The sequence below is a fragment of the Sphingomonas endolithica genome, from assembly GCF_025231525.1.
Taxonomy (GTDB): domain Bacteria; phylum Pseudomonadota; class Alphaproteobacteria; order Sphingomonadales; family Sphingomonadaceae; genus Sphingomonas; species Sphingomonas endolithica.
The window spans coordinates 445,284-456,404 of sequence record NZ_CP103057.1 but is presented as its reverse complement, the minus strand read 5'-3'; the positions used below and the strand labels follow the sequence as shown (position 1 = coordinate 456,404).

The 11,121-nt window shown below is 66.0% G+C and carries 9 protein-coding genes; 3 read left to right on the top strand and 6 right to left on the bottom strand.

Annotated elements, in window-relative coordinates:
* Window positions 1–14: 14 nt before the first annotated feature.
* Entirely contained in the window at window positions 15–1,787 is a 1,773-nt protein-coding gene (locus NV382_RS02335) for a ShlB/FhaC/HecB family hemolysin secretion/activation protein (protein ID WP_260598943.1), read from the bottom strand.
* 362 nt (window positions 1,788–2,149) lie between these two features.
* Here NV382_RS02335 and NV382_RS02330 point away from each other — a divergent pair, with 362 nt between their 5' ends.
* The 3 genes from NV382_RS02330 to NV382_RS02320 all read left to right on the top strand — a co-directional run bounded on the left by NV382_RS02330 (window position 2,150) and on the right by NV382_RS02320 (window position 4,241).
* Window positions 2,150–3,124, top strand: a complete 975-nt coding sequence (locus tag NV382_RS02330; protein WP_260598942.1) for a glycoside hydrolase family protein — start codon at window positions 2,150–2,152, stop codon at window positions 3,122–3,124.
* Window positions 3,121–3,654 (top strand): hypothetical protein, encoded by a 534-nt coding sequence (locus NV382_RS02325; RefSeq protein ID WP_260598941.1) that lies wholly within the window; start codon window positions 3,121–3,123, stop codon window positions 3,652–3,654. The genes NV382_RS02330 and NV382_RS02325 overlap by 4 nt, the downstream gene beginning before the upstream one ends.
* 98 nt (window positions 3,655–3,752) lie before the next feature.
* On the top strand, window positions 3,753–4,241 hold the full coding sequence (locus tag NV382_RS02320) for a hypothetical protein (protein ID WP_260598940.1): 489 nt from the start codon (window positions 3,753–3,755) through the stop codon (window positions 4,239–4,241).
* A 61-nt stretch (window positions 4,242–4,302) separates the two neighbouring features.
* Here NV382_RS02320 and tssH read toward each other — a convergent pair whose 3' ends face one another.
* The 5 genes from tssH to NV382_RS02295 are packed head-to-tail and all read right to left on the bottom strand — an operon-like array spanning window position 4,303 to window position 11,113.
* Window positions 4,303–6,903 (bottom strand): type VI secretion system ATPase TssH, encoded by a 2,601-nt coding sequence (gene tssH / locus NV382_RS02315; protein ID WP_260598939.1) that lies wholly within the window; start codon window positions 6,901–6,903, stop codon window positions 4,303–4,305.
* Window positions 6,900–7,934, bottom strand: coding sequence for a type VI secretion system baseplate subunit TssG (tssG, locus tag NV382_RS02310; protein WP_260598938.1), 1,035 nt, complete (start codon window positions 7,932–7,934; stop codon window positions 6,900–6,902). Before tssG ends, tssH begins: the two co-directional genes overlap by 4 nt.
* Window positions 7,898–9,775, bottom strand: coding sequence for a type VI secretion system baseplate subunit TssF (gene tssF / locus NV382_RS02305; RefSeq protein WP_260598937.1), 1,878 nt, complete (start codon window positions 9,773–9,775; stop codon window positions 7,898–7,900). Before tssF ends, tssG begins: the two co-directional genes overlap by 37 nt.
* 15 nt (window positions 9,776–9,790) lie before the next feature.
* Window positions 9,791–10,324, bottom strand: a complete 534-nt coding sequence (gene tssE, locus NV382_RS02300) for a type VI secretion system baseplate subunit TssE (protein ID WP_260598936.1) — start codon at window positions 10,322–10,324, stop codon at window positions 9,791–9,793.
* 3 nt (window positions 10,325–10,327) lie between these two features.
* Window positions 10,328–11,113 carry a type VI secretion system accessory protein TagJ gene (locus NV382_RS02295; protein WP_260598935.1) on the bottom strand — a complete coding sequence of 262 codons (786 nt, stop codon included), beginning with the start codon at window positions 11,111–11,113 and terminating at the stop codon, window positions 10,328–10,330.
* Window positions 11,114–11,121 lie beyond the last annotated feature (8 nt).

The window sequence follows — 11,121 nt, the reverse complement described above, 5'->3', positions numbered from 1 at the left end:
CCGTATCGGTCTATTTATCGCGCCCGATCAGCGAATTGTGCAGTCAACGACACTAATAAACGGTTTGGCGGCCGGTCGTCGAGTCGCGATGCTTTGTCGAGCGGGCGGGCATAGGTGACCTCGAGCACGGCAAATCCAGGCAATGACAGGCGCAACCCACCGCCAAAGCTTCGGAACGTGCGCGAGCGATCTTCCCGGCTTCCTTCCAGATTACGCAGATACACATAGTCGTAGAAGCCGAACAATTGTGTGCCGATCCGTGTCGACAGCGGTACGTCGCCCCTGACCTCGCCGCGCCCGGCGGCGGCGCGGTCGCCGGTGCTGATGCCGGGATCGTAACCACGGCCGATCGTCAGATTGCCGACCGAATATTGTTCGAAGTTGAGCAGCGGATCCTTGCTCCATTGCCCCTGCGCCTGCCCGGCGATGCTGAAGATCGGCCCGAGCGCGACCATCGTGTCGGCAGACGCACGCACCACCAAGGCGTTGGGGTCGCCATTGGGCCTTGAGGTCAGCCCGCCAGTCCGAAAGCCCTGCTTGCTCGCATCCAGGATGTCGAACCCCTTGCGGATTTGCAGCGAGCCACCGACCGAGAAGCCGGTCTTGCCGTCCAGCCGCAGGCTGCGATGATCGGCATCGACCCCGACAAAGCCGATGCGCAGCTTGTCGATGATGAACGGGCTCGCCGCATCGCCCAAGCCGAATAGTGAGCGCTGATTGACGTAATCGAACCCGGCACTGGCATGTACATTGGTCCGCAGGGTTCGCACGAGCGGCCGCGCGAGATCGAACCCGGCAATCAGCGTCCGGGTCCGCACCGGATCGCTCTCGCCCAGATCGGGGTGCGACCAGGCATAGGTAAAGCGCGCGCCGACCGTCGCGCCGTCATCGCCAATGCCCATCACATGACCCACCTGCGCTACGATCTGCTCGCGGAAATCCGCCGTCGAGGACAGGCCGACATAGGTAACATCCGCATGTCCGGTGAGACCGTAGAATTCGGCGCGCAAATAGCCGGTTTCGCGGCCGGTCAGCCTGGAATTCTGATTCTGCACATTGCCCAGCACGGCAAACCGTCGTGAGGCCACGGTCAATTCACCGATTACGTCGCCTTGCTCGGTGCCCGCGGGACGCAACGACAATTGCACTTCCAGCCCCGGGATATCGCCGGCCAGCAGCAGCAGCCGTTCCGCTTCGCGTTCGTTGAGCGGGTCGAGTGCCTGGATCTGCGCGATCCGACGGCGCAGGATGCTCTCATAGGCACCGGCCGAACCCCGCACGCGGATCTCGACGATGCGCGCGGTCACTACCTGCAGTTCCAGCGTGCCGCCGGTAATTTCCTGTGGCGGGATCTTTACCGAGGCGACCCAGCCGGCACTGCGCAATGCCGCGTTGGCGCGGTCGCGGATCGCGCACACTTCGCTCAACGGCCGCTCGCCATCGGGCACCGTCACCCGAGCGAGCGAGCGGGCGATCTCGGGCTGCACCGCGCTGCCATCGGGCCGCGTGAAGTTCAGCCTGGTGATCGTCAGCTTCAGCGGCGATCCGTCGAACGGGCACGGCGCGAGCTCCAGTGCACGGCTGGCATCCACGCTGGCAGCAGATGGCTGGCGCGTCTCGGGCGGCGGCGGGCTGACTTCCTGGCGCGACGGCAGCGCCACTTGTGGCTGCGGCAGCTGCGGCGGTGGTGCGGGCGTCTGCTGCGCCTGCGCCATGACCGGTGTCAGCGCAGCCGCAATGATCGTGCCCGATCCGAGATACATCGTCTTCAGCGACGTTTTCGACACCATCCACCCCCTGTTGTTCGCCCCACCGACCCGGCGGCATCCAACGCCGACCGAACCGACCATCCAGTACCGCCCGCCAGCCGGATCGTGCCTCGCGCCACCTGACGCCCAATGTGCGCCAGCGATACGATCCCGAAAACCCCGGTCGGTCGGCAAAGTCCGTGCAATCCTGCGCGGTTGCAATAGCCGCGTCCAACTGCCTTGAACAGGTTGGACGATTAATCTTGCGGCCACTATTTTGTCCGAGCATCTTTGCTCCGAACCGGGCTTTGCGCACGATGAGCTGTAACATTGACGGCCTAGGGATGCTTGCCGAATGCCTCGATCAGCGGCAATCTTGATGGACTTCAAGGAGACGCACCATGCAGATGCTACGGATCGGCAGCAGAGGCGACGAAGTCCGGACTCTGCAGACCCTGTTGCAGCGTTACGACCCGCAATTGTCGGCAGACGGCGTCTTCGGGCCGCAGACCGAACGCGCGGTCAGGCTGAGCCAGCGCCGCAACGGCCTTTACCCGCCGGACGGGATCGCTGGGCCAATGACGATGGGAGCGCTGACCGGTACGACGATCGGCGGCCCGACTAAGAGCGTTCCGATCCCGACAGCGAGGTCGGCGGCGGTACGATCGGCCAACGCCGCGGCAGCCGCAACCTCGCGCCCCATCGCGCCCGGCAACGGCGATGCCGGGCCGCTGAAGGCTGCGGTCGATCCCGCGCGCGAACGTGCCCGCACCGCGCCGATGCCGACCGGCGTGGCGTCACCGGTTGCCTCGATGATCACCTCGCGCGCCGGACGTCATTTCATCATCAGTCACGAATCGCAGCGCAACGTCAGCAATCGCCTCCATCATCCGTCCGCGGGCAGCGGCGTCACGATCGGCCCGGGCTATGATATGAAGGATCGCACGGTCGCCGAGGTCACGCGCCATCTGGTAGACATCAACGTGCCGCGCGATGCCGCCGCCAGCGCAGCCCGAGGGGCGGGCAAATCCGGTGCAGAGGCCGCGAGCTTCGTAAAGGATAACAAGAGCTTGCTCAACCTGAGCACCGATCAGGAAGCAGCATTGCTCGCCCGCATCGTCGGTGATTACGAGGCGAAGGTGAAGCGCGCGATCAAGGTGCCGTTGCACCAGCAGGAATTCGATGCGCTGGTCTCCTACGCGTATAATCCGGGCGGCGGATGGCGGCGGACGACGACGTTGGTCAACGAGGGCAAGCCGCATGATGCGATGGTGGAGATCAAACGCCACGTGAAGTCGAAGGGCGAGGTGATCCGCAGTCTCGTGACCCGGCGTGATGCCGAGAGTCGCATGTTTTTGTATGGAGAGTATCGATGAGCGTGATCCGGTTACTGGCAGGTGCCGCCATATTGCTATCGGCGTGCGGCGAACAAAGCCAAGCGACGCCATCGGCCAATGTAGGGATCGCCGATGCCTCGGCAGAACCTTCCGCGAGCCCGGGCGCGGGCACCTTGCCTGTGAACACCGCCAACGAAGCGGTCGTCGATACGCCGGCCACGGAGATGACGAATGCATCGGCAGGCGAAAGTTCGGACCGCAGCCATGCCACCGTCGTCGGCGCTCTGCGCACAGCATTGGTCGGGGCGGCCACGCTGGATGGCGCGCCGATCACCGACGTTACGCTGCGCTCCCGTTGCACCACAGCCTTCGTGACTGCCAAAGGCACGACGGCGATCGACTGGAGCAAGGTCGGCAACTTTGCCGGCCGCATCGACGGGAAGCAAGCTGTTCTGCCGATCAGCGACGGCGGCGCGGAACATCTGTTTGCGATGCCGGAAGGCGATGCGTTCCGCGGCGTCGATGGCAGCATGGGGTTGCTGGCGGACGAATGCGGCGGTCCGATGTGAGTGGGCTGTCCGGAGATTAGCGGACTGGTCGCGAAATGCCGGGGCGGCCAGCATTGTGCCTAGCCCGTTGTTTGAAGAGCTGAAATGGAACGACCCTGATGCTGCTTCAACCGGCGATTGCTGCCGCTGCGATCTTGCTGATGGGCTGCGGTCAGGATGGCGACACGACAGCGGCCGAACGCTTAGCGGCGCCTGTTGCGAGCGCTGTTGCCGCGGCGTTTGCCGCGGTCCCGGCCGTGGGAGATGCACCGACGCTCGACCGCACCAATCGGACCGGCGCGGCCGTGCTGCGCCCGATCCTCCTTCAGGTCGGTCAGATCGACGGCCAGCACATCACCGACTTCCGGCTCGTCGACCGCTGCCACACGGCCTTTGTCGCCGCCGGCACGACCGTGACGATCGACTGGTCGAAGGTCGGAAACTTTGCCGGCCGCGACGAAGCCGGGCGGACGATCCTCGATATTGACGATGGCACGGGATCGCATGCCATCTCCGTCCCGACCGGCAACCATCCCGAACCGCTCGGCGACGCCGCCGCGCGGGTCGACAGCGCCCTGTCGCTGATCGCCGGTTCCTGCGGCGGCTAACCGAGATGAGATGGTGTTGAACCATCACACACCGCGCCAAGTCGGGTGACGGCCCGCGCCCTTACGAAAACGCGTAGGCCAGCCCATCCTCTTCCGCGCGCACGGCAACCGCGGTAACCTCTTCGCCCGCCACCTGCCGTTCCAGCAGCGCCACCGACATGTCGGGCAGCATCGTGTTGGTCAGGATCGCGTCGATCATCCGCCCGCCCGACGCGACCTCGGTGCAGCGCGCGACGATATGCTCGACGACATTCTCGTCATAGGATAGCACGATGCCGTGATTGTCGCGAACGCGCCGCACGATGCGGTTCAGCTGCAGCCGCACGATCCCGCCGAGCATCATCGGGCTCAGCGGATAATAAGGCAGCACCAGCAACCGCCCGAGCAATGCCGGGGGAAACACCTTCAGCAGTTCCGGGCGCAGCGCCGTCGCCAGCCCGTCCGCATCGGGCGCCATTTCCTCGTCCTCGGTCAGGCTCATCACCAGATCGGTGCCGACGTTGGAAGTGAGCAGGATCACCGTGTTGCGGAAATCGATATGCCGCCCCTCGCTGTCGTTCATGAACCCCTTGTCGAAGACCTGGAAGAACATCTCGTGCACGTCGGGATGCGCCTTCTCGACCTCGTCGAGCAGCACGACGGAATAGGGCCGCCGCCGCACCGCTTCGGTCAGCACGCCGCCCTGCCCGTAACCGACATAGCCAGCCGGCGCGCCTTTCAGCGTGGAGACGGTGTGCGCTTCCTGGAACTCGCTCATGTTGATGACGATCATCGATTCGTCACCGGAGAAGAGCAGCTCGGACAAAGCATGCGCCGTCTCGGTCTTGCCCACGCCCGATGGCCCGCACAGCATGAACACGCCGACCGGCTTTGACGGATTGTCGAGTTTGGCACGGCTGGTCTGGATGCGCTTGGCGATCGCGTCCATCGCATGATCCTGCCCAATCACGCGCGCCTTCAGTTTGTCGGCAATGGTCAGCACGGCGCGGATTTCATCCTTGACCATGCGGCCAACCGGAATGCCGGTCCAGTCGCCGACCACCGAGGCGATCGCATCCTCGTCGACCACGCCGAACACCATCGGCGTATCGCCCTGCACGTCGCGCAGCGCGGCCAGCGCGACCTCCAGGCCGCCCGGCGCGCCGTCCTCGGCCAGTGCATCGCGCGCCGCGCGCACCGCCTCCAGCGCGTCGCTTTCCGCCGCCCATTTCGCCTCGATCGCCTCGACGTCCGCGAGCGCCGCGGCGATCTCTTCCTCCAGCTTGGGCAGACGATCGTCGGCGCGGTAGCGCCCCGCAGCCTCGCGCTCGACCACCTCGCGCTCGACCTCGAGCAGTTCCAATCGGCGACGGCGATCCTCGACCGGCGCCGGGGTGGCATGCTGCGACACCGCGACGCGCGCGCACGCCGTGTCGAGCAAACTCACCGCCTTGTCGGGCAATTGCCGCGCCGGCACGTAACGCTGCGACAGCGTCACCGCCGCCGCGGCCGCCGCATCGAGCACGACGACCTGGTGATGCGCCTCCATCATCGGTACGACCGAACGCAGCATGGCGATCGCGTTCGCCGTCTCGGGCTCGCCGACATCGACCGTCTGGAAGCGGCGGGTCAGCGCCGGGTCCTTCTCGAAATATTGCCGATATTCGGCATAGGTGGTTGCCGCGATCGTCCGCAGCCGCCCGCGCGCCAGCGCCGGTTTCAGCAGATTGGCGGCATCGCCCGTCCCGGCCTGCCCGCCTGCGCCGACCAACGTATGCGCCTCGTCGATGAACAGGATCACCGGCGTCTCGGCGTTTTCGACCTCGTCGATCACGGCGCGCAGCCGTTTCTCGAACTCGCCCTTCACGCTGGCACCAGCCTGCATCAGCGCGATGTCCAGCGCGCGCAGCGTCACGTTCTTCAAGGCGGGCGGCACATCGCCATCGGCGATACGCCGCGCAAAGCCTTCGACCACCGCGGTCTTGCCGACGCCGGCCTCGCCGACCAGGATCGGATTATTCTGCCGCCGCCGCAGCAGCACGTCGATCACCTGGCGGATTTCTGCATCGCGCCCGACGATCGCGTCGATCTCGCCGGCGTGCGCGCGCGCGGTCAGGTCGGTAGAATAGGCCGCCAGCGCGCCGCTGCCCGCCGCCGCCGGCGCACTGCCCGGTTCGCTCAGCGGCAAATCGGCCGCCTCGGTCGTCTCCGTCGAACCGCTGACCAAGGCGTCGAACTCGTCGCCGAGCCGATCGACCGCAATCTTGCGCCATTCGCCGCTGATCTCGAACAGCGCGTTGCGCAGCGTCGGCGTGCGCAACATGCCGTACAGCAGATGCCCGCTGCGTACCCGCGCCGCGCCGAATTGCAGCGAGGCGTAAAGCCAGCCCTTCTCGATCGCTTCCTCGATCTGCGGCGCGAAATCGGAGATGGCGGTGGCGCCGCGCGGCAGCGCATCCAGTGCCGCGACGACATCGCCGGCAAGCCGCGCATCGTCCACCGCAAAGGCGCTGCGGATCACCGCCCAATCACCGCGCGGATCCTGGATGAGGACATGCACCCAGTGCACCAATTCGACATAGGGATTGCCGCGCATCTTGCAGAAATTGGTCGCGGTCTCGATCGCCTTGCGCGGTGCGGTATCCAGGCGGCCGAACAGAGCGGTACGGCTGATCTCGGTCATGTCATGTCCCCCAATATGCTGCGGTTTTTGGCACGTTTCGTAAGATGCGCGTCCGCCCGGATGCGGTCGCTCTGCGGCGGCGCGAGCCAGCCGGTCCAGCCGAGCCGGGCGCGCCCATCGAGCTTGGCCGGGCGCGCATGCCGCTCCGCCATCTCGATCGTGAGATCCCATTCGAGATGGCTCGGCGCGAAGGAATCGAGCGCTTCCGACGCGATCTTGAACCGAGCGCCACCCGGCAGCAGCGCCTCGAACGCGCGCATCGATTCCGCACGGACCACGACACGAAATGCATCCGACGCCACGCGCACGCGCTTGCCCGCCATCATGTCGGTGCCTAGACCGCAAAAGCTGCGCCCCAGCCTGGTCTGATCCTCGTCATCGATATCGCGCCAGCGTGGCTGATATTCCAGCACCTTGGCGGATTGGCCGAGCAGATGGCTGAGCGCATCCTCGATCCCGCCGGCGCTACGCCGTGACGCGTACAAGGCGGCATAATGCAGCCGCGCTACTGCCGGGAAAGCGGCGTTCTTGCCCACCCCCTCCGCCGCGCCGGTCAGCCGCCCGATATAGCCGGCAAAGCGATCGTCGGCCGGGCGGTCGGCTTGCGCGGTCGGTTGCGACTCTGCCCAGGCACGGTAGAAGAATTGCAGCATCCGGCTGGCCAGCAGATCGAGCCAGCCCCCGAACGGCCGAGTCTTGGCATAGCGCCGCTCGAAATCGGCGAACTCGGTGAGATGCGACGGCAGCGGCCCCATCGGCCCGGTCAGCCCGAGCCAGAAACCGGACACGCGCGCCCGGTCGCCCTCTACCTCGACGCTGTCCAGTGTGGAGTCAGGAAAGGCCAGGCTCGGCACCTGTGCAAGATCCGCGATGCTCTGCGCCGGACGCCGCGCACGGCCAACCCGCGGCAGATGCGGGGCGCGCGCTTCTGCACCGCGTACGATCGGGAACAGCCCGAAGCGTCGCGCATCATCCGCCGCTTCCCGGAGGAAACTCAGATGGTGTGCTGGCGGCCTATCCTCGGCGGCCATTGGACGAACTCCCCTTCGGACGGACTATCGAAATGCGTCTCGGTGAACGAATTGATGCTGGCGAATTCGGCAAGGAAACGCTCGAGCACCGCGCCGAACAGGAACATGCGCCCGCGCTCGAACGCGGCATCGTCAAGCTTCACCCGGATGCGATGCCCGCGCGCGATCGCCATCCGGTCCAGCCCGGGGACGCGCCGCGCGACCTTGGTCGAGCTGATCGCCAGCACGCCGTCGATCTGCCGACGCAGCGCGGCATCATCCTGCCAGCCATACAATGCGAGGTGATCGCGTAGCACCTGCGGGTCGCTGCCCTCCTCCGGCGCCAGCGTGGCATAGTTCGGCGTGAGGTGCCCGATTACGCGCCACGCCGCATCGCCGAGGCCGAGCGGCGGCCGCGGCCGGGTCGGCGCGCGCAGCACGGTCACCGCGCGCGCCGGGACACCGGAGACCACAAAGTGGGCGTCGCCGCGGAAGGTGAGCAATTCCGGGAGTTCGCGATTGGTGACAAGCGCGCGCACCCCAAGTTCATGCACATCGTCGAGCCGCGCGGCATTGCCCGGCGCGGTCAGGCTGATCCAGCTCTCCGTGCCGACATATTCCTGCCGCCGCCGCAAACGCTGCTCGCGCGTCGACAAGCGGCGCGCACGCAGCTGCGTGGTGTAGAACAATGCCTCCTGCCAATCGTACAGCAAGGCACCGAAGGCGTAGAGCGGTGCAACCGCCCGCGCCTCGACCGATCCACGCGCATAGGCCTGCACGTCGAGGATACGGTACACCTCGAAATCCAGCGGCCGCGTGCGATCGGGAATGACGTGATGTTCGTGCTCGAAGCGCGACACCTGCACGCGACCGAGTTGCTTCTCGAACAGGTTGATCGCCGGCGTTGCGAACAGGCGAAAATTTCCAGGCTCCAGCGCATTGTGCAGCGCCGGCGCCGAGCGGCCGAACAGCAGGACGACATCGCAGGCGCGCGGGCTCTGCTTGAACGCCCGCGCAAGATCCTTGAGGTCGATGAACAGGAAGCGTTCGGGGCAGGCGAAATATTCCGCCAACAGGCGATAGCCACGGAACGAGCGCTGCTCGGTCGGCAGCAACGCCTGATCGTCCTCGAAACCGACCTGCCCCGGCTGGGGCAGCCGCATCCAGCCCTCCGGCCCCGCCGCGGCATCGGCCGAGCGCGCGATCACCGCCAGCGTTTCGCCGGCGATCTGGCGATACATCTCGCCCGGCACCGCTTCCGAGCCGGCAAGATAGATCGGCAACGACGCCGGCAGCACCTTGGGCAGGTCGACGCCCGCCGTCGCCTCGAAGCGCAACCTGAGCCCGGCCTCGGCGCGCACGTTGGCCGAGGTCGCGAACGGCGCTACCGCGGCGCGGCTCGACAAATATTCCACCTGCGTGATCTTGAGCGGCCACAAGGTCACGTCATGCCCGGTGCGGAACTGCGCCGGCGTGCCGCCTTGCTCGCTCGCCGTTGCGGTCAGCTCCGTGCCCTTGGGCACCTGATGACCCTTGATCAGGATCGGATCGCCTTCCTTGGGCTCGAACCCGGCGATGCAGATCGACGGCATCGGCGCCAGATAATGCGGCTGGATCGCGTGCAGCAGATGCTGCGTGAATTCGGGATATTGATCGGCGAGCTTCAGCTGCACGCGCGCGCCGAGAAACGCGACGCCTTCCAGCAACCGCTCCACATACGGATCCGGGTCGGTCGGCGTCTTCAGCCCGAGCCGACCGGCGACCGTCTCATGCTCCTCGCCGAACGCACGCGCTTCCTCGCGGAGGTACGCCAGTTCGTCATTGTAGAAGCGGAGCAGCCGCGGATCCATGCCCGTGCTCACGCCGACCGCACCACTTTATTCACGCACGTTCACCGCAGTGGTCTCGGCTTCCACTTCGGTGCGGAACTTGACCGGCATGGTCTGCGCCGCGGAGGTGATGTCGCCCTGGATCAGGAAGGTCAGCGTGTGCGGCTGGTTCTCGTCCTCGACCGGATCGACCGTCAGGCTGTCGCCGCGCATCCGCGGTTCGAACAGCCGGATCGCCTTGCGGATCTCTCGCGCCCGCGCCAGCACCGCACGGCGGTTTAGCGTGCGCCCGGCAAGATCGGTCAGCCCGTAATTGAGCACCGATCCCTGCACCTGCGGAAAGGGTTCGAGGTCGATCAGCGATTCGAGATTCGTGGTGTTGAGCAGCCACGCAAGATCGCGGCGAATGGTCGCTCGAAGCGCTGCCTCGTTGAAGCGCTCGAGCTTCGGCACCGAATAATGCCGGAACTTCTCCTGCGCGACATCCGGGGTCTCGTTGGCCGCATCGCGCAAACCGGAAATTTCGAGATCGGCGACAAGCTTGTCGAACAGGGTCGGGGTCAGCCGCTGGGTAACTGCCATAAATTAGGCGAATTTCAGCAGCCGCAGCGACAGCAGCCCTTGCTCCTCGCCGGTCGACGTCATCCACAAATGCTGGCCCGAGCCCGCACTGCCCCACGGCGCATCGCGCCAGCTGGTCGCGCGGGTCAGTCGCTCGGCGGGATCGGCATCGACATCGAGACCGGGATAGCGCGCCGGCAGCAATGCAGCGACCGACTGGCCGCTCTTGAAAGCGATCTGCACCGGATACCAGACGAGGTCGCGCAGATCCTTCGGCCCTTCGCTCTTGATGTGATCGATCGCATCGAACCCCAGCAAGCCATAGCGGCCGGCGATGATCGCCTCCACGCACGGGCCGAACCGACCGTCGCCATCGGCGATCCAGTCGAACGCGACATCGTCAAGCACGCCTGGCGTGTCGGGCGCGGCATCGAATGCGGCATCCCGCGCCGCTTCGCCTTCGGCAACGCGATCATTGGAAAAATGGTGGATGGCATCGGCAACGCCGTGCAGCCAGCCGGAACCGCCATGTACCGTGGCGACGGTGCGACCGGCAAACACCTCGGTCCGCTCCCGCTCCGCCTCGATCGCCTGTCCATAGACGACCGACAGCATCTGGGATTCGGGCGACAGCTGCGCCAGCGTGTTCATCTGCAGCTTGGCCTTGTCCCACTCACCGGCCAGCGCCAGCAATTGGAACAGGAACATTCGGGCCGCCGCATCGCCCGGCTTGGCACGAACCACCTCGACGAGCGCCTTGCGCGCACCGTCGAGGTTGCCCGATTTCAGGAGGTCGTCCGCGTCGTGCATCGTTGCTC